Here is a 22,963-nt window from a genome sequence, read left to right on the forward strand (position 1 = left end):
TGAGGGCTCATGCCAAAATTTCTGCAAAAACGCTGGCACGGCTATCATACCGTATGGGCGTTTATGCTGTTGCTGCTGCTGATTATAGCAGTCAGTGTCTATAATTGGGTTATTGGTGTCGCCAGTCTGTTTTTAGCCGGGACCCTCTGCTTTTCCATGCTGCAGGCAGAACTTTCGTTCCGCCGGAATTTGGTGGAATATATTAACGGGCTATCTTTTCGCATCAAACGGGTGGAAGGGGAAGCGGTTGGTATGCTTCCGCTCGGTATTATTCTGTACAGCGAGGACCGTAAGGTGGAATGGAACAACCGCAGCGCCGGTGATATTTTCTCCCGCAAGTCTTTGGTTGGGGATGAAATGGAGGAATTGCTGCCGGAGGTCATGCCTTCCCTTGCCAGCCATGTTCCGCTTAAGAAGGAAGCCTCCAAAGATAGCAGTCTGAAGGACATTCGTCAAGAAATCGCCGTTGACGAACGGTATTATCAGGTAGTGGTAATCCCTAGTGAGCGGATGCTGTATTTGTATGATATTACTGAGCTTGTGGTGCTGCGCGAACGTTACGAAGAAGAGAAGCTCGCGATCGGCATTGTGATGATGGATAATCTCGATGAAGCCGCCCAAGGGATGGACGATCAGCAGCGCACCTCGCTGATCGCCAAGGTGGCCAGCGAGATTACCGAGTGGAGCAAGCAATTTGAAGTATATCTGCGCCGGTTATCTTCGGAGAGGTATCTGATGCTGCTTAATCACCGCAGTCTGCAGGCGCTCGAAGAGAGCCGATTCGTGATTCTGGACGAGGTGCGGGAAATGACCGCTGACCTCAAGGTGCCGATGACGCTTAGTATCGGGCTGGCCTATGGCTCTGAATCAGCCAGTGAGCTGGGAGCACTAGCGCAGTCCAGTCTTGATATGGCACTTGGCCGGGGCGGGGATCAGGCAGCCGTGAAGGCCGGTCAGCGTCTGTCTTTCTATGGCGGTAAGAGTAATGCTGCCGAGAAGCGCACGAGAGTGCGGGCCCGCGTTATTGCCCACGCCCTACGTGATCTGATGCAGGAAAGTGACCGGGTGCTGATTATGGGCCACCGGACGCCGGACATTGATGCTGTAGGTGCTGCGATTGGCCTGCTCAAAGCAGCTCAGATGTACAATGTGGAAGCAAACATTGTGATGGAGACTCCGAACCCTTCGATTACCCGGATGATGGAGCAAATCCGCAGGGATGAGGAATTGAACAAATCTTTTATTTCTACAGAACAAGCACTGCAAGTCATGACGGAACATACCCTCCTGATCGTGGTAGATACCCATAAGGCATCGATGACTATGGAGCCGCGCCTGGTGCAGTATGCCAGCCGGATTGTGGTCGTGGACCATCACCGCAGAGGTGAGGAATTCATCAATGATGCTGTACTGGTCTATCTGGAGCCGTATGCTTCATCTACATGCGAGCTGGTTACAGAGCTGCTGCAGTATATTCATGACAAGATCAAGCTCAGCCCGCTGGAAGCCACGATGCTGCTGGCAGGTATTACGGTGGACACCAAGCATTTTGCGCTGCACACCGGATCTCGTACATTTGAAGCAGCAGGATTTCTACGGCGGGTTGGCGCAGATACGATTCTGATTCAGCGTATGCTGAAGGAGGATCTGCAGGAGTACATTTCAAAAGCGGAAATTATCAAACATGCCCGGATGGTGTATGATCATATAGCACTGGTTGTAACGGCACCGGGGATGAAGATCCCACAGCTTCTGATTGCCCAGACGGCAGATACGCTGCTGGGGATGACGAACGTGGTGGCATCATTCGTCATCAGCGAGCGGCCAGATGGCCTCATCGGCATCAGCGCCCGGTCACTCGGGCGGATGAACGTGCAAGTTGTTATGGAGAAGCTGGGGGGCGGCGGACATTTGTCCAATGCTGCCGTACAGCTTGAAGGAACAAGTAAAGAAGCAGAAGCCAGACTGCTTGCAGTACTGGCTGAAATTGAAGCGAAAGAGGGGCTGTTCGAATGAAGGTCATTTTCATAAAAGATGTTAAGGGTCAGGGCAAGAAGGGGCAAGTCAAAGAGGTATCAGAGGGTTATGCAGCCAACTTCCTGCTGCCGCGAGGATTGGTTCGCCCGGCTACAGATGGTAATGTAAAGACTTTGGAGAATCAGGCAGCTGCCGAACAGCGGCGCAAGGATCAGGAGAAAGAGGAAGCCGTTCAGCTGGGCAAGAAGCTGGACGAGCTGACGCTGACTCTGAAAGCCAAAGCTGGCGAAGGCGGCCGTCTGTTCGGTGCCATTACAAGCAAGCAAATTGGTGAAGTTCTGGCCGCTACGCAGGGCATCTCGATCGATAAGCGCAAGATTGAACTGAATGATCCGATCCGCCATGTGGGTACATTTCAGGTGACGGTGAAGCTGCATACTGAAGTAAAGGCTAACCTCACGGTTCAGGTAACGGAGGAGTAAGATGGGTGGAGATCTCTTTTTCGATCGGATTCCCCCGCAGAACCTGGAGGCAGAGCAGGCTGTAATCGGTGCAGTACTCCTGCAGGATGAAGCGCTGATTACTGCGATGGAGCGGGTGAATACCGAAGACTTCTACGATAAACCGCATCAGATGATATTTGAAGCGATGGTGCAGCTCGGAGAAGAGAGCCAGCCGATTGATCTCGTTACACTGACGTCCAGACTACAGGACAAGGGACAGCTTGAGGATATCGGCGGTGTCAGCTATCTGGCGAAGCTGGCGCATGCGGTGCCGACTGCAGCCAACGTCGAATACTATGCCCAAATCATTGAAGAGAAGGCGATGCTGCGCCGCCTGATCCGTACCGCGACGCAGATTGTCAGTGAAGGCTACACTGGCGGAGAAGATGTAGGCGGTATGCTGAGCGATGCCGAGCGGCGGATTCTGGAAATCTCCAACCGGCGCAGCGGCAGCGGATTTATTGCCATCCGTGATGTTCTCATGCAGGTGTTTGACCGGGTAGAGCTGCTTCATCAGAACAAGGGGGGGACTTCTGGGATTCCTACCGGCTTCGTGGACCTCGACCATATGACTAATGGCTTTCAGCGTAACGACCTGATCATTGTGGCTGCCCGGCCTTCCGTAGGGAAAACAGCGTTCGCCCTGAATATTGCCCAGAATGTAGCAGTTAGGGCCAAAGAGACCGTCGCTATTTTCAGTCTGGAAATGTCGGCGCCCCAGCTGGTTCAACGTATGATCTGTGCTGAGGCGAACCTGGATGCCAATATTATGCGTACCGGTGACTTCAAAAGTGATGATGACTGGTCAAAGCTGACGATGGGCATTCAATCCTTGTCAGAGGCAGAAATCTATATAGATGACACTCCTGGTATTACGGTTACCGATATCCGTGCCAAATGCAGAAGGCTGAAGAAGGAAAAGGGTCTGGGCATGATTGTCATTGACTATTTGCAGCTCATTCAGGGACGCGGCAAGGGCGGCGAGAACCGCCAACAGGAGGTCTCTGAGATCTCCCGTACCTTGAAGCAGATTGCCCGTGAGCTGGATGTCCCGGTGATTGCACTGTCTCAGCTCAGCCGTGGTGTTGAGCAGCGTCAGGATAAACGTCCGATGATGAGTGACCTTCGTGAATCCGGTTCAATTGAGCAGGATGCCGATATCGTAGCCTTCCTCTATCGTGATGATTATTATAATCAGGATACTGAAAAGAAAAATATCATTGAAATTATTATTGCCAAACAGCGTAATGGCCCCGTTGGTACCGTAGAGCTAGTGTTCCTGAAAAATTTCAACAAGTTCGTCAACTACGAGCGTGCTCATAACGAACCATTTGCAGGTTAGGCAGTTTACGCACAATATCCGAACGATCACACATTTTCTTGTGAGATCGTTCGTTTTTATTTGACTTTGAAAAGTACCGCTGTTACACTGGTTATTGTGCTTTAGCGGGTTAAACCGCAGGGCGTCCGGAGGGCTGCGTACATAAGAAGCGCGTACAGAGCCCATATTACAAGTGGAAACGGCTTCGCTGTCCTAAAGGGACGGCGGGTTTCAGCGGGAAATAGAAGGATAATTTATAGCTTAATCATATAGATTCTTCTATTTTGAAAAATAATGGTGCTAAGCGAGCACCTACGGAGGAATGAACATGTCAACGGTAGTCGTCGTGGGAACACAATGGGGAGACGAAGGCAAAGGCAAGATCACGGATTTTCTGGCAGAGAGCGCAGATGTGGTCGCCCGGTATCAAGGGGGTAACAATGCCGGTCACACGATTCTGATTGACGGGAAGAAGTTCAAGCTGAGCTTGATTCCATCAGGTGTATTTTACAAAGAAAAAACTTGTGTCATCGGCAACGGAATGGTCATCAACCCTGAAGCGCTGATTCAAGAAATTAATTATATTCATGAGAACGGCTTTGACACCAAAAATCTGGTCATCAGTGACCGTGCCCATGTCATTATGCCATATCATATGCTGCTGGATGCCCTGGAAGAGGACCGTAAAGGCCCTAACAAAATCGGCACTACCCGCAAAGGGATTGGCCCGGCTTATATGGATAAGGCTGCCCGCAACGGTATCCGCATTGCTGATCTGATGGATGCAGAGGAGTTCGAGCAGAGACTGCGCCACTTAATGGAAGAAAAGAACCAGGTAATCACTCAGGTCTATGGAGCAGAGGCGCTGGACGTAGAAGAAATCCTGACTAAATACCTGGAATATGCAGAAGTGCTCCGCGGTTATGTTACCGATACTTCTGTGGTACTGAACGAAGCCATTGATGCTGATTCCCGTGTACTGTTCGAAGGTGCACAGGGTGTAATGCTTGATATTGATCAAGGCACGTATCCATTTGTTACTTCGTCCAATCCGTCGGCAGGCGGCGTCTGCATCGGTTCCGGTGTAGGACCGTCGAAGATTAAGCAGGTTATTGGTGTAGCCAAGTCTTATACTACTCGTGTTGGTGACGGACCGTTCCCAACCGAGTTGAACGATTCCATCGGTGACTATATCCGTGAGACTGGCCATGAATATGGTACTGTAACGGGACGTGCACGCCGCGTAGGATGGTTTGACAGTGTAGTGGTGCGTCATGCCCGGCGTGTCAGCGGAATTACCGGTCTGTCCCTGAACTCGCTTGACGTACTCAGTGGCCTGGAAACCGTGAAAATCTGCACAGGCTATAAATACCGTGGAGAAGTCATCACTCATTATCCGGCCTCTCTGAAGATGCTGGCGGAATGCGAAGCAGTCTATGAAGAGCTGCCAGGCTGGAGTGAGGATATCACTTCGGCGAAGACACTGGATGATCTGCCTGCGAACACACGGAAGTATGTTGAACGGGTGTCGGAGCTTACAGGCATTCCGATCTCGATTTTCTCCGTGGGTCGTAACCGTGAGCAGACCAATCAAGTACTGCCAATCTATATCTAAGCCCAATTATATGGATTTACCCTCTAAGGGGCCTCAATGGAGGCTCCTTTTTATATTTTATGGCGATAATCGAGGCACCACTGTTTTTGCGTATACGTTTCTCTGGCAGCGTTCTAGTCAATACTGAAAGGATAGAAGGACCCGAGGCCTGATATTCCTGAGATTGCAAATGAACAGATGCAAGGGAGAGATGAAGATGAAAATGGTAAAGCGCACACTGGCTGTCTGTCTAATTGTGGTGCTGGCGAGCGCACTGTCTATTCTGACTACAGCGTATGTTGTGAATACGTATATTCAATCAGTGCTGGCAAGCTTCGACATTAAGCTGGATGGACCGGAGCCGGGGATCGGCGGATTCATGAAGAGTCTGACCGGTATGAACGCCAAGCCTGCGGAATCAGATACAGCAGAGGATGAAGGAACTTCAGCGCCAAACAGCAATAAAACGGATAAAGATGACAGTAAAAGTGGAGAGAAAACGGTGGAGGAAGATGCCCCTAAGGATGCTCTGCCTGTAATGGGGGAGGCTTCCAGTGAACAGGAATTGGTCATGACACCAGAAGCCATGCTGAATTTGAAGGAGAATCTGCCTGCTGATGACAAGACCAATATTTTCAATATTTTGATGGCTAAGTTGCCCCAAGAGGAAATGCAAAAAATATCCAAGGCCATGGAGGATGGGTTAACAGAGAGTGAAGTCCAGGAACTGCAGCAGGTTATAGGAAAATATGTAGATCCAGAGGAATATGAGACCTTAATGAAAATGCTTACACCAATCGGAAAGGACAGCCCGCAGAATTAAAAATCGTCACTTTTCGGACACGGTAAAGCTGTTTTTACGTCATATTTTTGGAAAAAACCCGCGAATTTCGCGGGTTTTGTTGTGTATAGAAAGTTGAAATTTTTCTACCGGCTGTGGTACAGTAAAAAAGGACTAAAAGGGGTTAATTTTTTGTAACCTTTTCTGGGTACCTGACAACATGACTATACGTAGTAATGCAAATAGATAAATAGATGCTGCAGCATATAAATAAGGGGACGTACAACAAGCTTGGCCGCTCTATGCGGTATGAATGGGCGGACTGAAAGGGAGAGTTTCATGAAGGGATTTAAGTTCATGCGCCGGACGGGGAAGCTGCGGAACGATGACGGACATTCCGCAGAGTCCGGTGCAGCAAGTCAAGAGGGCAGCGACGCTGCCAGTGAGAATGTCTTTCATCCGGAGAACAAACCCCGGAGATTACGGCGGCGTTCCTGGATCGCGGCTTCGGCTGGTCTGTTGCTGCTTGGTGCGTTTTTGGTCGGAGCCGAGAAAAGGTATGTGGCTGCCAATACGGTAACTTACTATAAGGTTCTGGTGAAGGGCGAAGAAATCGGTAAGCTTAGCCAAAAATCCGAGCTGGAACAGCTGTTCAAACAGAAACGTCAGGAGTATCAAGAAAAGTATCCTGATTCTGTGATGGTGCTGCAAACAGATGGTATTTCTACCGAAGCCGAGAAGGCCTTTAAGCCTGAGATCGACAGCGGGGCGACATTGGACAAGTTGGATGACATGCTAAAAGCTTATGCGGTAGGGGTGCAATTGACGGTGGACGGCGAGGTGCTCGGCATTGTCAAGGATCAGGAGACAGCAGCTGCCGTGTTGAAAGGTGTCAAGGAGCATTACATGCCGCAGGCCGAGGCTACTACAGGGGCTAAGTTCAAGAAAACGGCCGCTTCCAGTTCAGCCAAAGGGTCAACCACCGCTAAAGATAGTGTGGAATCGGCTGATATACGCGAGCAGGTGTCGATTGTACCAGTCAAAGCTGATCCGAACAAAGTCTTAAGTGTGGAGCAAGCCGTCAATGCGCTTACTGAAGGCAAAGAGGAACCGTTGACGTACACGGTGCAGGAAGGCGACACGATTTCGGGGATCGCCAAACTGTACGAGACCACACAGGCTGAGATTTTCAAGAACAATCCTACGGTCAAAGAATTGACGCTGCAGATTGGAGACACCCTGCAATTGACAGTGCCCCAGCCTGCGCTTACGGTAGTTACTGTAGAACAGGTTAACGAAGAGGTTGTTACGGAGCCGGATGTGATAGTGCGTACCAGTGATCAGCTCGCAGCAGGTAAGAGCAAGGTAGTCCGTCCAGGACAGACTGGTCTCAAAACGATGCAGTACCGGCTAACCAAAGAAAATGGTCTGGTCGTCAAGGAAGAATGGCTGGGACAGACGGTAGTCAAAGCATCGTTGCCGGAAGTGGTGTATCGGGGGACCAAGGTGGTCGGGGCAAGAACGTACAAGGAAACCAAGTCTTCCGGAGAAGGAACAGGAATGTTCGCCTGGCCAGTGGTGGGCGCGTCAATTTCCAGCAGCTACGGCGAACGTTGGGGCCGCGTACATAAAGGGGTTGACCTGGTATCCGGCAACCGTACGATCAGAGCAGCCGATGCCGGAACAGTCAGCTTCGCAGGTGTACAGAATGGATATGGCAATGTGGTTATCGTGGATCATCATAACGGATACGTTACGTATTACGGGCATTTGAGCAGAATTACAGTCTCTCTAGGGCAAAGGCTAGAACAAGGTGCACCAATCGGAGTCATGGGCAATACTGGACGTTCAACCGGCACTCATCTGCATTTTGAAATCCGCAAGAACGGGGTAGCGATCAACCCTATGAAGTATCTGCAATAATTCATATCTTAACCAGCCGTCCGATTTGATTTCGGGCGGCTTTTTAATTCCAAGAATGCGCATCGTAGGATGTGACACCAGGACAGGTATGCTAAAATAAGAGAATCAATGATAAGTAAGGTTAGAAAGGTGAAGCGGAGCATATGCAGATGGGGACGATTCTGGTAGTAGACGATGAACAGCCTATTGCTGATATATTGAAATTCAATTTGGAAAAAGAGGGCTATGAGGTAATCTGTGCTTTTGACGGAAACAGTGCAGTAGAGCTTGCCTTGTCTAAACGGCCTGACCTGATGCTGCTCGATCTTATGCTTCCCGGCAAGGATGGCATGGATGTCTGCCGTGAGGTGCGCTCAGCTCATCTGGATATCCCGATTATTATGCTTACCGCCAAAGATGGGGAAATTGATAAGGTGCTGGGTCTGGAGCTTGGAGCAGACGATTATGTAACCAAGCCATTTAGTACACGGGAGCTGCTGGCGAGAGTTAAAGCACAGATGCGCCGCCAGCATAAACCAGCGCCTTCGGAAGCTTTGAGTGAACCCCTGGAAAGCAAGCAGGGAGTACAGCATTTTGGCCTGTTTGTAGATACGGACATGTACATGGTTTATAAGGAAGGCGAACCGCTTGATCTGACGCATCGTGAATATGAACTACTCTATTATATGATTCGGCACGCGGGTAAGGTGATGACCCGGGAGCATTTGCTGCAGGCCGTATGGGGCTTCGAATATTTCGGGGATGTGCGGACCGTTGATGTAACGATCCGCCGTCTGAGAGAGAAAATTGAGGAGAATCCCAGTAAGCCGGAATACATTTTCACCCGGCGCGGACTTGGTTATTTGATGCATAGCCCCAAAAGCGGAGGGTTGTGATGAAGGGACTGTCCTTTTTCCGGACGATACAGGCCAGACTGATTATTATTTATGTGCTGCTGATTCTGATCGCCATGCAGCTCATTGGTGTGTACTTTGTCAGCTCGATGAAGAATTCACTGACTGATAATTTTACTAAGGATCTGAAGGCGCGGGCAGAGATGCTATCGATTCTGACCGCCGATAAATTCGGCAGTGAGGCTGGAACAGCAGATGAAGAGACCGCCGTAGAAAGTCTGCGGGGGATGGTCAACAATCTCTATATCAATGGAGCCGAGATTCAGGTGCTGGATGCAAGCGGAAAGATTATCACCACTTCCGTCCCTTCGCAAAATGACTATGTCGGGCAGCGCAATACCCAGACCGTGGTCAGCCGCGCTCTCCAGGGGATTAGCGACAATGAGGAGTATATTATTGCGGATGATAATGTGCGCAAGAAGGTAGTCGCTAAGCCTGTACTTTCCGGGGACAAGGTGGTAGGGGCAATCTATATTGCTGCTGATATGAAAGATCTGTATGCCACTATGAGCCGGATTAACAGTGTATTCCTCTCAGGACTGCTCCTGGCTCTGGCGCTTACAGCCGTTCTGGGTGTTATTCTGGCGCATACGATCACGCATCCGATCAAGGAAATGACTCGGCATGCGACGGCAGTGGCTGAAGGCCGCTTCAACCGTAAAATGCCGGTATTCGGCAATGATGAGATTGGCCAGCTAAGCCAGGCCTTTAATTATATGACAGGCCGGTTACGAGAAGCTCTGTCTCAGAATGAAGAAGAGAAGGAGAAGCTGGCCTCTATTCTCGCGAATATGAGTGACGGTGTGGTCGCCACCGATGAGAGCGGCGGGGTCATTCTGATGAATACCCGGGCCGCACATATGCTGGGTTCGGAAGGTCCGCTCCCAGAGGGCGCACCTTTGGATGAGCTGCTCGGCCTGGATCATGAGCAGTCAGGTTCACTTGCTCAGGGAAATGCACAATCCGCCATGCTTCATCTCTTCCCAATGGGAGGAGGAGATCCCAATATTGTGCGGGTGACCTTCACACCGATACACCGGCGGGAAGGCAGAGGCATCGTGGGTACGATAGCAGTCCTGCAGGATGTCACCGAGCAGGAGAACCTGGAAGAGTCGCGCCGTGAATTCGTAGCGAATGTGTCGCACGAGCTGCGGACGCCGCTAACGACTATCAAAAGCTATGTCGAGGCTTTGGATGACGGTGCGCTTGAAGATCCGCAGCTTGCTGTGCGGTTCGTCGGGGTCATCCGCAATGAGACAGAACGCATGATCCGCCTGGTTACGGATCTGCTGCATCTCTCACGTCTGGATTCGAAGGAATCCAGCCTGCGCATTCAGCAGACCGATATTTCTGAGATGCTGGAGGATGTAGCGGACCGCTTCTCTTTTCAAATCCGTCAAAAACGGATTCACATTAGCACCAGAGTCCGCAAAGAGGTCGAGAGCGCCTGGCTGGACCGTGATCAAATTGATCAGGTGCTGGGCAATCTGGTCTCCAATGCGCTGAAATATACGCCGGAGGGCGGGACGATTCAACTGGAAGCCCTGAAGAATGAAGAGGGAATGCTGGCCGTATCGGTCCGGGATTCCGGGATCGGCATACCCAAGAAGGACATTGAACGCATCTTTGAGCGTTTCTATAGAGTGGACAAGGCACGTTCCCGCAATATGGGTGGAACAGGTCTGGGACTGTCCATTGCCCGGGAAATTGTCAAGGCGCACGGCGGCTCGATATCTCTTCAATCCGAGCTGAATGAGGGCTCCCTGGTTACCTTTACACTGCCATTGAAGCAGGATAGGTGGAGTGAGTGATGAAGGAAAAAGTGAAATCATGGATTCTCGCACTCCTAGTATTCGGGAGTCTTGTAGAGAGCTATTATCTGATCTACCGGCTGCCTGGCAGCGATTCAGCAGTCATGTCGGAGAATTTATATGTGAAGACAGACAATATGGGGCCGGAGGAGAAGGTCGAAAACTTGCTCTATCCAGATAAAATGATCATTCATAGGGGAGAGGGCAAGCATACGCTCTTTTACCCCAATACCACTTTTTACAATCTCATCCTTAACCGTTTGAAAGGCCGGAACTTTGAGAGCTTTCAAAGGCGGTCCGTGCAAGATTTCGACTGGGATAAAATCCGGAATGACAATCCGGGCATTGAGCTGTCATTTGGAGCAGGCATCCCCGTAACCCTGCTTCAGAGGGTCATGCAGTTGTCACCTGATTCCCTGTTTGAAGGGGAGAGTATTGACAGGATTTGGATTTACAATATGAAGAATGATTCCAAAGCCCATGCTGTTTTCTTCAGTACTCGTGGCGACATTGTCTATGAAGCGGCCAAGGCTGACCTTACCGTGCAGGATGTGCAGCAGCATGTTGACTTCGGCAACAATCTGACCAATTACAAGGCGGTAAATGGTGATTATTATGTACCGGTTGCCAAAGTACCAATGGTTGAAGTCGAAATGCCCTCGGGCATGTATACGATTCAACAGATGCAGAGCAACCTCTTTTTCGATGCAGGCAGTACCCGATATATTCCGGAAAAAGACGGGTCCGAAATCTATACAGACAGCAAACGCAGTCTTCAGGTGGATCAGGAACAGAACTGGATGAGCTATAGTGATCCGGCTGCGCTACCCGCAGGAGAGAGTACACCGGCCAAGGATGCGCTGGAGGCTGTTGATTTTGTCAATGAGCACGGGGGATGGAATGGAACCTACCGGTTGGCGGCAACAGAAGAGGGAAGACAGGAGCGCAAGGTTTCTTTTCAGCAGTTCTATGGTTCTTCTCCCTATGGTTCCTATCCGATTATCAGCCAGCCGAAGCTGCAATACGGAGTAATTAATCTGGAGCTGCAGCAAGGAACCGTATCTTCCTATGAACGTTCTCTGATGTTTGTTGAGGAGGACAAGGCGGTCAAGAGGGTTGTGGATTTATCGTTCGGCCAAAAGCTGGAGAGCCAATTAGCGCAGATTAGCCTGTCCTCCGCGGTGAAGGACTTGACTCCGGTGTATGTACCCTCTGTCAAAGGGGAGAAGCTTCAGCTGATTCCGGTATGGCGGGCTACGCTCGTTGACGGCACCGTGCTTACACTGAATTAGTGTTTCTGCTGCTAGATGAAGAAGCTATATTTATAGGAGGGAAGGTATGGACTGGGGAAGAGCAAAAAATGTGCTGATATACGCCTTTCTGGTATTGAATCTGTTGCTATGCTATCAGCTCTGGATGGATCTGCGTGATCAGGCCAGCGCCAACCTGGACTTCACCTCCTTGTCGCAGGAGACGCAGGCTGTCATGGAAGAGAAGAATATCCGTATTCTGTGTCCAATTCCTGCTGCAACGCCCCAGTTGCCGGATCTTACGTACCATTATTCGGGGGAGGAGCAGAATGAGCCTCCCGTAGAGCTTAAGGAACCGATAGACAGCAAGCTGATCTATTCTTCGTTTACCGAGCTCAGTACTGCGCTGAAGGGGCAGATTCCGGATATTGCTAACTACCGTTTTGATTCACAGGAAAGCGAGGTTGGCAAGTTCGTGCTTCATCCGCTGGTAGACAAGAAGTGGTCATTGTTCAGGGTTAGACTGGAGCTGATCAACAGTGATCAGAAGATTGTCGCCTTCCGGTGGCCGAAGATTGAGATGGTAACCACCGGAAGGGATAGGGATCAGAAGGTGCTTCCGGCATCACAGGCGCTCAGCAGCCTGATAGAGAAGTATTTTCCGGCGAATTCGGTGGTTAAGGAGATTGAGCTGGGATATTACGGAGAGTTATTTAATTCCGAGAGCCAGGTAGCCTCGCCCATGTGGCGGTTCATGCTGGAGAATGGCAACGCCTATTATGTGGATGCCATAAGTGCGGACATAATCAGTCCCAAGACAACAGAGTAGAAGGAGCAGGAGAGAGAATGGGAATATCATTTACAGTGCTGTCCAGCGGTTCTACCGGTAATGTGACGGTGGTACGCAACGGGGAAACGACACTGATGATTGACGCTGGACTAAGCGCAAAACGGATTGATGAACTGCTCGCTATGCGCGAGTTGACTGGACAGGATATCGATGGAATTCTAGTGACGCATGAGCATTCCGATCATATTAAGGGACTTGGAGCGATGGCGCGCAAATATGATCTTCCGATCTATGCCAACACGAACACATGGGGAGCGATTGAGAAGGGTATCGGCACGATTGCCGAGCAGAATCGGGTCATTCTGGAGACGGGGCAGCATAGGGATTTCGGCAGTCTGCGGGTGGAGTCATTTGCGATCTCGCATGATGCGGCTGAGCCGGTGGGATATAACTTTTATGATGGCAAAGAGAAGCTGTGTGTGGCGACAGACCTGGGTTATGTCAGCGATAAAGTGCGCGCTGCGATCTCTGATGCCGATGTGCTTGTACTGGAAGCTAATCATGATATCGAAATGCTGAGAATGGGACGTTATCCTTGGAACACAAAGCGGCGGATCCTTGGTGACCTGGGCCATTTGTCGAATGAGGCGGCAGGCGCGGCGCTGAGTGAAATTCTGACCGGGCGGACCAAACGCACGTATCTGGCACATCTGAGCCGGGATCACAACATGATGGACTTGGCTAAAATGTCTGTGCGCGGTGCGATGGAAGACCGGGGCTGTTTTTACAAAGACAATGAATTCAGGCTCTGCGATACCTACTATGACCGCCCTACGCCATGGGATAAGGTGAGCCAGTCATAAGCTGGTCCATTTCTGTAATCTTGCGTTCCAGCTCTTGGCGCGAGAAGAATCCCTTGTCAATCATGAGTTCGATCAGGGCGCTCTGAACCAGAACCAAATGATAGTGTTCATCCTTAAGGTCACCCAATTTACCGATAAAGTGCACGAGATCCATATTAGCCGAAAAAGATTCCAACTTATACCCTCCTTTCCTGTAATAATTTACATGTTTTTTACAGCAGAAAAAACACGGTGTAACATCTGTGTGTGATACAATTAAGCAGGAAGAGCAAGACAGAGATTGACTCAATAGTCTTCTATTATTGTAGTCTTTTAAGCTGCAAAATATTCCTGAAAAGTGACAGAGTAACGCTAGCTTGCAAGAATTGTAGACGTCCTATGTGCTTTGCTCCGTACTTATAGGGTGAATTAGTATCATGAAACCTTTTAGTGCTTCCTGGAGTCTAAGAGAAGATGAGGTATATCCGGGCGTGGTTGCTTGGCGTTCAGGTCTTGAATACCAGTAGCAATAGAGGGGAGAGGATGAACGGTGGGACTGTTTGACGATGATTTCTATTCAACGAAAGTGTCACGGCGCAGCAGCAGAAAGAGTGATGCCTCAAGCGGAGCGGGCGGGTACAAGTGGCCCCGCAGATCGCGGAGGAGCCTGACTACATGGCAGGTAGCCATCATCTGCTCCGTAGTTAGCGCTGTAACAGCGGTGCTTCTGTTCAGTCTGGTGACCGGACAGCTGACCCATGAGAAAGCCGAATCACCAGCAGTAATCGATAAGGTTGCTGTAAGCAGTGGGGATCCCTATGACCGGATTATTCAGGCTGCCGCTCTTGTACGCCCGGCGGTAGTGAGCATAATTAATCATAAGGAAGATAACAAGGAACTTAATATTCTCGATGAGTCTGCACTCGGATCGGGAGTTATCTATAAGAAGGACGACGGCAAAGCATTTATTATTTCGAACAATCATGTTATTGAAGGTGCAAGCAAGCTGGAGGTTGTTACGGTTGACGGGAAGACCCATAAAGCAACACTTGTTGGCGCAGACAAGGTTAGTGATATAGCCGTACTCTCCATAGATGGCAAAGGTATTAATACGATCGCCCAAATCGGTGATTCCTCGAAGCTTCGGCTGGGAGAGACCGTTATTGCTATCGGCAATCCCCTGGGACTTGGAGATACACTAACCTCTGGGATCGTCAGCTATACAGAGCGGACCATTCCGGTATCCCTGAACCAGGATGGTGTGTATGACTGGGAACAGGAAGTTATTCAGACAGATGCCGCCATCAACGAGGGTAACAGCGGCGGGGCGCTGGTGGATCTGGATGGAAAGGTGATCGGTATCAACACGATGAAGATCTCTGACACAGGCGTGGAGGGACTCGGCTTCGCGATTCCGGCCAACCATGTGATGGAAACAGCCGATGAACTCGCATCCAAAGGTAAAATTGCCCGTTCGTACTTAGGTGTATATTCAGTGGATCTCAACAATCCTTATGTGCCTCTGGCAGAAGACCAGCGTAAGCAGCTGAACCTGCCCACCAGCGTGACGGATGGGGTTGTTGTTCTGGATGCGGTTGGACCTGCGAAAGATGCGGGCCTGCAGTTCAATGATGTGATTACGAAGTTCGACGATCAAGCCATTACATCCACGTTGTCACTACGGAAGTATCTGTACGATCATACCAAGATCGGAGATGACCTCAAAATCACCTTTTACCGCAATGGAGCTATGAAGCAAGTTACCGTAAAACTTCTTGAGAAGCCGGAGGAATAAAAATCTTAGGGGCAGTATATAATATAGAGGCAGTCACATGAGAAGCGATGCCACCCTGAAAATTATTAATAATTTTTGGGTGGCAGCCGTTTCTAAGCTTGGAAAATGGGGTAAAGGATAGAGCAGGGGTTATAAAATATATAACTTAACCTAACTGGTAGCCCTTACATTGGAAAGTTAGCCTAATTAGTGAAAATAAGGAGAAATTCGGATGTGATAGCTTGCCTTTGTTATAAAGGTGTGGTAACATAAAATTATTCATACAAATGATACCTAATTTTCGTATTGAAAAGGGTTGTCACATGAATTACAGCCTTTCTCAATGTGTGAATTTTTTCTTTGTTTGAAGATAAAAAGAACATATTAATTTAAATTTGTGGAGGTAACACACATGCAAACAGGTACAGTTAAATGGTTCAACGCAGAAAAAGGATTCGGTTTCATCGAAGTTGAAGGCGGAAGCGACGTATTCGTTCACTTCAGCGCAATCACTGGCGACGGCTTCAAAACTTTGGACGAAGGCCAACGCGTTGAATTCAACGTTGTTCAAGGCAACCGTGGACCACAAGCCGAAAACGTTGTAAAACTGTAATAATAGAAGGTCCGTCCCCGCTTGTGAAAGTTGGGACGGTCTTTTTTTCAAATATAAGGAATTATATGCTTCATGCAATATCGGTCCCTTATATTACTCGTGAAACGGTTGCCGTCCTTAACATCAAGGACGGCAATGTCGTTTCTACTTGTCTGGATTCTCAACTTGTGACATAAAGGAAGGGAGGAACGGCAATGAACTACCGGAAGAAGCCTTTGGAGGAAGTACCGGAAGAAAATACCGCAATTTGGGCCTGTACCAATGATGGATGTAATGGATGGATGAGGGATAATTTCGCATTTGAACATGCGCCTTCTTGCCGTCTCTGTCACTCCCCTATGGAGCGCAGTATGAAGATGCTGCCGCAGCTGCTCAATTCCAATGGCGATTTGAAATCGCTGAAGAAGGGTATTTCCATTACCTAACCAATGCCTTTATGAGTCAAGCTTCTATAGAATAATGAACACATTCAAGACGGTGAAACCGTCTTATTTTTTTTGCTTTCCAAACGCAATATTGTGATATTTGTCACAAATTTATTGAATTTTAAGCCCAAACAGGGTGTATAATGTGATTATTATCACACTTAACCCTTTGGATTTTTGACAAAATAGACATATCGAATGGGGAGAAGGAAGGGGAGAAATATGGATACAGTGATGCTGTCGCGATTACAATTTGCGTCGACGACAATTTTTCATTATTTCTTTGTACCAGTGTCAATTGGACTCGCGCTTTTAATTGCAATCATGGAGACGATGTATGTAAGAAAAGGAAATGATGAGTACAAAAGGATGGCCCAGTTCTGGGGGAAGCTTTTCCTGATTAACTTCGCTGTGGGCGTAGTAACAGGAATTCTGCAGGAATTTCAGTTCGGAATGAACTGGTCGGACTATTCGCGTTTTGTCGGTGATGTATTTGGAGCTCCACTCGCGATTGAAGCGCTGCTAGCCTTCTTTCTGGAGTCTACGTTTATTGGAATCTGGATTTTTGGCTGGGATAAAGTATCCAAACGTGTTCACCTGCTCTCGATTTGGCTGGTAGCGCTTGGAACTATGTTCTCGGCTTTCTGGATTCTGCTCGCTAACTCATTCATGCAGCATCCGGTAGGATTTGCTGTCAATAATGGACGGGCTGAGATGAATGACATTTGGGCATTAATTACCAATGGACAATTGCTGGTCGAGTTCCCACATACGGTTCTTGCCGCGTACGCGACAGGCGCCTTCCTGGTTACGGGAATTAGTGCATATAAATTGCTGAAGAAGCAGGATGTTTCCTTTTTCCGCAAATCTTTTGAAATTGCTGCGATTGTCGGCATTATTTCATCGTTCGGTGTAGCCATTGCGGGACATGCCCAGGCGCAGTATCTGGTAGATACCCAACCTATGAAGATGGCCGCTTCCGAGGGACTATGGGATGACAGTGGTGACCCTGCTGCATGGACGGTTTTTGCAACGATTGATCCAGAGAATAAAATAAGCTCTCATGAAGTGAAAATCCCATATATGCTGAGTTTTCTCTCTTACAGTAAGTTTTCGGGATCTGTCAAAGGGATGAACACACTGCAGGCTGAATATGAACAGGCCTATGGTCCTGGGGATTATATTCCACCGGTTCGCACAACCTTCTGGAGCTTCCGGATCATGGTTGCTGCAGGCTCGCTTATGATTCTGCTGGGAGTATACGCCGTCTACCTGATGTGGCGCAAGAAGATGGAACGCCCGAACACCTGGTTCATGCGTTTTATGCTCTGGGGGCTGCTGCTTCCGCCAATTGCTAATACTTCGGGCTGGATTATGACCGAGATGGGTCGTCAGCCATGGACGGTATTTGGGTTAATGACTACAGAGGATAGTGTATCCCCTAATATTACGAGCGGACAGGTGTTGTTCTCAGTAATTTCTTTTACAGCAATCTATGCCATTCTTGGTTTGGTACTGGTTGGCTTGTTCATCAAGGTGATCAAGAAAGGCCCTTACGCCATGGATAACGATCACGGCGAATCCCATGATCCGTATAACAAGGAGGGATCCCATGCTTTCTCTTAATGAATTATGGTTTGTGCTGATTGCTGTGCTGTTTGTCGGCTTTTTCTTCCTGGAGGGATTTGACTTCGGTGTAGGGATGGAAACCCAGATATTAGCGAAGAATGATACGGAGCGCCGGGTACTGATTAACTCAATCGGACCGTTCTGGGATGCGAATGAAGTGTGGCTGATTACTGGCGCAGGCGCCATGTTCGCCGCCTTCCCGCACTGGTATGCAACACTATTCAGTGGATTCTACATTCCGTTCGTGTTCGCGCTGCTGGCGCTGATTGCCCGTGGTGTCGCCTTTGAATTCAGAGGTAAACGGGACTCGCTGGCTTGGAAAAGAACATGGGATGTCTGCATTTTCTTCGGAAGCTTCTTGCCACCATTCCTGCTTGCCGTAGTGTTCGCCAGCTTCATTAAGGGGCTGCCGATCGACGGGGATATGCAGATGTATGCCGGATTCTTCGATATTGTAAATGGTTATACTGTAGTAGCTGGAATTACTGTAGTGCTGCTGTGCCTGGTGCACGGACTGATGTTCACTACGCTTCGCACGGTAGGTGATCTGCAGGAACGGGCCCGTAAGATGGCACAAAAGCTGCTGTTCCCGCTGGCTGCGCTGTTGCTCGCTTTTGTGGTCATGACTTATTACATGACAGATATATTCGAGAAACGCGGAGCACTGCTGTTTGTAATTGTAATCTTAGGTGTTGCTGCTTATGTGCTGTCCGGCTATTTCATGAGCAAGAAGAAAGATGGGCTAGCCTTCGGAATGACAGGTGCAGTGATGGCCTTATCGGTAATCTCTATCTTTGTTGGATTGTTCCCGCGGGTTATGATCAGCTCACTGGATCAAGCTTTTAATCTGACGATCACGAATGCTGCTTCCGGCCATTATTCCTTGAAAGTAATGACGATTGTGGCGCTGTCGCTGCTTCCGTTCGTGCTGGGTTATCAGATCTGGAGCTATTTCGTCTTTCATAAACGGGTTCACGAGAAGGAGCATCTTGAATACTAATGGATAAAAATTTGCTTGGGTACAAAGGAGTTAAGCCGGTCTTTCTGATCGTGGGCTTCCTTACCCTGGTGCAAAGCCTATCCATACTTTTGCTGGCGAAATCGCTGGCGGAAGTTGTCTCTGCGCTATTTGCGGGAGAACCGCTGAAGGAACAAGGGGCGAAATCGCTCTTGTTCCTTCTTGCGTTTCTGGTGCGTCATGCGAGTGCCCTGCTGATGAGCCGTGTGTCTTACCGCTTCGCGGAAGCGACGGGCAGCAGTATGCGGAGACAAATGATGGAGAAGCTGTTCCAGCTGGGACCGAGGCTGGCGGGCGACCGGGGGACCGGAGATCTGGTTACGCTAGTACTTGAAGGAGTCACGAAGTTCCGGACTTATCTGGAACTGATTATTCCGCGAATGGTAGGGATGGCGGTCACGCCGGCCATGCTGCTGGTGTACGTCTACACCTTGGATACCTCCAGTGGTGTTATTCTTACGTTGACGATGCCGATCATTATTGTCTTTATGATTCTAATCGGGATGACGGCCCGTAAGCAGATGGACCGTCAATTGAAGTCATACCGCACCCTGTCCAATCACTTTGTGGATTCACTGCGCGGACTCGAAACATTAAAATTTCTCGGGCGCAGCCGCAGCCACAGTGCGAGTATTGCGGCAGTAAGTGACCGCTACCGTTCTGCGACCATGCGCACGCTTCGCGTAGCTTTTCTGTCTTCGTTCGCCATGGATTTCTTCACGATGCTGTCTGTGGCTTCTGTGGCGGTAAGTCTCGGCCTCCGCCTGGTGAATGAACAGATGACGCTGGTCACCGGACTCACTATTCTGATTCTGGCACCAGAATATTTCCTGCCGGTCCGGCTGGTCGGAGCGGACTTCCATGCTACTCTTGACGGCAAAGAAGCCGGAGAAGCCATGAAGAGTATTATTGATCGGGAGACAGTAGAAGCTAAGCTGTTGAATCCGGCTGGTGACATAATAGTAGCTGGAACTGGAGGCACAGCTGGAACGGTAACAGGTGATGGTAAAGGGACTCCGGCTTCCGGCAGAACTGCACCATTCAGGGATGTCTTCGCCTGGCAGAAGGACAGCGTTCTTGAACTACATCGAGTAGGCGTGAAATATGAAGCTGACGGGATCGCTTCGCTCTCCGGTGTGGATCTGGAGTTCAGAGGGAATGCCAAAATCGGCATTATTGGTGAAAGTGGTGCTGGGAAATCTACGCTGGTAGATATTCTGGGAGGATTCCTGCATCCTACGTCCGGTACGATTAAAGTGAATGGTAACCAGGTGAGTGCACTAACGGATGAGGGATGGCGCCAGCAGACCGTCTATATTCCGCAGCGGCCTTATATTTTTAGCGGCACACTAGCGGATAACGTCCGGTTCTATTATCCTGAGGCTACAAATGAGGCGGTTGCGGGAGTGGTCGCCGCCGCTGGATTAGCGAAGCTGGTTGCGTCACTTCCGGGCGGACTGGATGAGATGATTGGCGGCGGAGGGCGTTCGCTTAGCGGTGGACAGGAGCAGCGTGTAGCATTGGCCCGCGCACTCCTAAGCAGTCGTCCGGTTATGCTGCTGGATGAGCCGACTGCTCATCTGGATATTGAGACGGAGTATGAGCTGAAGGAAACGATGCTGCCGCTTTTTGAAGGAAAGCTGGTCTTTCTGGCCACCCACCGGCTGCACTGGATGATCGATATGGATATCATTGTTGTCATGAAGCAGGGACAGGTGGCCGAGGTTGGCACACATCAAGAGCTTGTCGCCCGCAGGGGTGCCTATTATGAGCTTATTCAAAGTCAATTGGAGGGAATCCATTGAAACGTGAAGGATGGTTTGCTCCCTATTTTAATACCTATTTCTGGCGGTTTCTGCTGATTATAGTCCTAGGTGCGCTGACGATTTTCTCAGCCTCCTCCCTGATGTACACTTCCGGGTTTCTGATCTCCAAGGCATCCATCCCACCGGAAAATATTCTGATGATCTATGTGCCTATCGTTGGTGTGCGTACCTTTGGAACAAGCCGGGCGGTGATTCACTATGTGGAGCGCCTGGTCTCTCATGATACAATTTTGCGGATTCTCTCCAAGATGCGTATCCGGCTGTACAACATTTTGGAGCCACAGGCACTTTTCCTTTCTTCGCGCTTCCGTACCGGAGATATTCTGGGAATGCTCGCCGATGATATTGAATATTTGCAGAATGTGTACTTGCGTACCGTATTTCCAAGTATTATTGCTCTCTTGATCTATGCGGCTGCTATTATTTCGCTCGGTACGTTTGATGTGGCCTTCGCACTGTTGATGGGGCTCTATATGCTGGTGATTGTAATTGTCCTCCCGCTGATCTCGCTGCTGCTCACACAATCGCGGCAGCGGATGGTCAAACAGGAACGCAACCGGCTCTACCAGAAGCTGACCGATGCCGTGCTGGGGATGGGAGACTGGGTGATTAGCGGACGGCAGAACCAGTTCGTGGCCACTTATGAGGCCGACGAGAAGGAGGTTGCCCGTACCGACGGAGCACTCCGCAGATGGGCGCGTATCCGGATGTTCCTTGGACAGGCGGTTGTCGGCATCGCCGTTGTGTCCGTTATCTATTGGGCTGCCGGAGAGTACCAGAGTGGCGCTATCGCCGGCACACTCATTGCGGCGTTCGTGCTGGTAGTATTCCCGGTGGCTGATGCTTTCCTGCCCGTCTCGGATGCGGTAGAGAAAATTCCACAGTACCGTAACTCGCTGGAGCGGCTGAATCAAGTGGAGTCAGCGGGGGGGATTACTTCCGAATCGGATGAAGCAAGCAGTGTGGAGGCGAGAGCCCTTGCAGAAGCTGCCGTGAAGACGATCAAGGAAACCCGGCAGGCACATATTCAGTTAAAAAATGCAGGATACCGTTATACTACCGGAGATGACTGGTCCATTCAGGATCTGACTCTTTCCATTCCGCAGGGCAGGAAGATTGCCATTATCGGCCGCAGTGGAGCAGGCAAGTCTACGCTGCTGAAGGTGATTCAAGGTGTGATCAGACCTTCTATCGGTTCTGCCGTAATTAATGGCATCGATGCTTCTGCTTATGGGGAGAACATTCCGAAGTTGATTGCCGTCCTTAACCAGACCCCCCATCTGTTCGATACAACAGTGGCGAATAATATCCGGCTAGGCGCCCCGGACGCTTCGGATGCAGAGGTCAAAGGGGCCGGAGAACTGGCCCATCTGGATAACCTGATCTCCTCACTGCCTCAGGGGTATGATACTCCCGTGCGCGAAGCCGGACAGCGCTTCTCCGGCGGAGAACGCCAGCGGATCGCACTCGCCCGTATTCTGCTGCAGAATACTCCGGTCGTCGTGCTTGATGAGCCGACAGTGGGGCTTGATCCGCGGACAGAACGTGAACTGCTGGCAACCATGTTCGACGCGTTGGCGGATAAGACGCTGATCTGGGTAACACACCATCTGGTGGGTGCAGAGCAGATGGATGAGGTGATTTTCATGGAGAATGGGGTGGTGGAGATGCGCGGCACCCATGCGGAATTGATGGCCCGTGAAGCACGCTACCGCAGATTGTATGAGCTGGACCGTCCGGCAGAGTTCCTTGCGAAGCGGACAGGGGATTGAGTCATATATATCTTACAAGGCTCCTTTTGCCCGGCTATGGGTGGAAGGGGCCTTTTTTTGAAAAAATGAGGATTTATAGGCACGCTGTCAATCATCCGTATCATTCTCGCTGAAACAGCGGTTAAGGTAATGGAGTGATCAGAATATTATCAGTTGTGATACAATTGGATGGATTAACCATATTATCGGATGAGGTGGAATCATGTGAGTTCGGCTGCTCT

The 22,963-nt window shown here is 49.8% G+C and carries 19 protein-coding genes; 18 read left to right on the top strand and 1 reads right to left on the bottom strand.

What is annotated here, in order from left to right; genetic code table 11:
* Positions 1–9: 9 nt before the first annotated feature.
* From ACAN54_RS14370 to ACAN54_RS14420, 11 genes are all read left to right on the top strand, one after another.
* Positions 10–2,016 (top strand): DHH family phosphoesterase, encoded by a 2,007-nt coding sequence (locus ACAN54_RS14370; RefSeq protein ID WP_379156013.1) that lies wholly within the window; start codon positions 10–12, stop codon positions 2,014–2,016.
* The gene (gene rplI, locus ACAN54_RS14375) at positions 2,013–2,459 is read left to right on the top strand and encodes a 50S ribosomal protein L9 (protein ID WP_379156016.1); all 447 of its coding nucleotides are present in this window, start codon (positions 2,013–2,015) and stop codon (positions 2,457–2,459) included. Before ACAN54_RS14370 ends, rplI begins: the two co-directional genes overlap by 4 nt.
* A 1-nt stretch (position 2,460) precedes the next feature.
* On the top strand, positions 2,461–3,822 hold the full coding sequence (gene dnaB, locus ACAN54_RS14380) for a replicative DNA helicase (RefSeq protein WP_074086464.1): 1,362 nt from the start codon (positions 2,461–2,463) through the stop codon (positions 3,820–3,822).
* Between the two features lie 307 nt (positions 3,823–4,129).
* Entirely contained in the window at positions 4,130–5,416 is a 1,287-nt protein-coding gene (locus ACAN54_RS14385; RefSeq protein ID WP_379156020.1) for an adenylosuccinate synthase, read from the top strand.
* 196 nt (positions 5,417–5,612) lie between these two features.
* Complete coding sequence (locus ACAN54_RS14390) at positions 5,613–6,218, top strand: hypothetical protein (protein ID WP_379156023.1); 606 nt, start codon at positions 5,613–5,615, stop codon at positions 6,216–6,218.
* A gap of 297 nt (positions 6,219–6,515) precedes the next feature.
* Positions 6,516–8,099: a peptidoglycan DD-metalloendopeptidase family protein gene (locus tag ACAN54_RS14395; RefSeq protein ID WP_379156026.1), complete on the top strand. Its 1,584-nt coding sequence runs from the start codon at positions 6,516–6,518 to the stop codon at positions 8,097–8,099.
* Between the two features lie 143 nt (positions 8,100–8,242).
* Complete coding sequence (gene yycF / locus ACAN54_RS14400) at positions 8,243–8,974, top strand: response regulator YycF (RefSeq protein WP_379156029.1); 732 nt, start codon at positions 8,243–8,245, stop codon at positions 8,972–8,974.
* Entirely contained in the window at positions 8,974–10,803 is a 1,830-nt protein-coding gene (gene walK, locus ACAN54_RS14405) for a cell wall metabolism sensor histidine kinase WalK (RefSeq protein ID WP_379156033.1), read from the top strand. The genes yycF and walK overlap by 1 nt, the downstream gene beginning before the upstream one ends.
* On the top strand, positions 10,803–12,095 hold the full coding sequence (locus ACAN54_RS14410) for a YycH family regulatory protein (protein WP_379156036.1): 1,293 nt from the start codon (positions 10,803–10,805) through the stop codon (positions 12,093–12,095). The genes walK and ACAN54_RS14410 overlap by 1 nt, the downstream gene beginning before the upstream one ends.
* 46 nt (positions 12,096–12,141) lie before the next feature.
* Positions 12,142–12,882 carry a two-component system regulatory protein YycI gene (yycI, locus tag ACAN54_RS14415; protein ID WP_379156039.1) on the top strand — a complete coding sequence of 247 codons (741 nt, stop codon included), beginning with the start codon at positions 12,142–12,144 and terminating at the stop codon, positions 12,880–12,882.
* Positions 12,883–12,899: 17 nt separating this feature from the next.
* A complete protein-coding gene (locus tag ACAN54_RS14420; protein WP_379156042.1) occupies positions 12,900–13,706 on the top strand; it encodes an MBL fold metallo-hydrolase in 807 nt (268 codons plus the stop codon).
* Here ACAN54_RS14420 and ACAN54_RS14425 read toward each other — a convergent pair.
* On the bottom strand, positions 13,675–13,881 hold the full coding sequence (locus ACAN54_RS14425; protein WP_379156045.1) for a hypothetical protein: 207 nt from the start codon (positions 13,879–13,881) through the stop codon (positions 13,675–13,677). The two genes, ACAN54_RS14420 and ACAN54_RS14425, sit on opposite strands and share 32 nt — an antisense overlap.
* A 354-nt stretch (positions 13,882–14,235) precedes the next feature.
* Here ACAN54_RS14425 and ACAN54_RS14430 point away from each other — a divergent pair, with 354 nt between their 5' ends.
* From ACAN54_RS14430 to cydC, 7 genes are all read left to right on the top strand, one after another.
* On the top strand, positions 14,236–15,480 hold the full coding sequence (locus ACAN54_RS14430; protein WP_379156048.1) for a S1C family serine protease: 1,245 nt from the start codon (positions 14,236–14,238) through the stop codon (positions 15,478–15,480).
* 391 nt (positions 15,481–15,871) lie between these two features.
* Positions 15,872–16,072: a cold-shock protein gene (locus ACAN54_RS14435; RefSeq protein WP_019914582.1), complete on the top strand. Its 201-nt coding sequence runs from the start codon at positions 15,872–15,874 to the stop codon at positions 16,070–16,072.
* Positions 16,073–16,266: 194 nt separating this feature from the next.
* Positions 16,267–16,497: a cold-shock protein gene (locus tag ACAN54_RS14440; RefSeq protein WP_020425962.1), complete on the top strand. Its 231-nt coding sequence runs from the start codon at positions 16,267–16,269 to the stop codon at positions 16,495–16,497.
* Positions 16,498–16,719: 222 nt separating this feature from the next.
* Positions 16,720–18,123, top strand: coding sequence for a cytochrome ubiquinol oxidase subunit I (locus ACAN54_RS14445; protein ID WP_379156053.1), 1,404 nt, complete (start codon positions 16,720–16,722; stop codon positions 18,121–18,123).
* The gene (gene cydB / locus ACAN54_RS14450) at positions 18,110–19,126 is read left to right on the top strand and encodes a cytochrome d ubiquinol oxidase subunit II (protein WP_379156056.1); all 1,017 of its coding nucleotides are present in this window, start codon (positions 18,110–18,112) and stop codon (positions 19,124–19,126) included. The genes ACAN54_RS14445 and cydB overlap by 14 nt, the downstream gene beginning before the upstream one ends.
* A complete protein-coding gene (gene cydD, locus ACAN54_RS14455) occupies positions 19,126–20,949 on the top strand; it encodes a thiol reductant ABC exporter subunit CydD (RefSeq protein ID WP_379156059.1) in 1,824 nt (607 codons plus the stop codon). Before cydB ends, cydD begins: the two co-directional genes overlap by 1 nt.
* Positions 20,946–22,742 (top strand): thiol reductant ABC exporter subunit CydC, encoded by a 1,797-nt coding sequence (gene cydC, locus ACAN54_RS14460; protein ID WP_379156061.1) that lies wholly within the window; start codon positions 20,946–20,948, stop codon positions 22,740–22,742. Before cydD ends, cydC begins: the two co-directional genes overlap by 4 nt.
* The last annotated feature ends 221 nt before the right edge of the window (positions 22,743–22,963 follow it).

Source organism: Paenibacillus diazotrophicus (assembly GCF_042610465.1).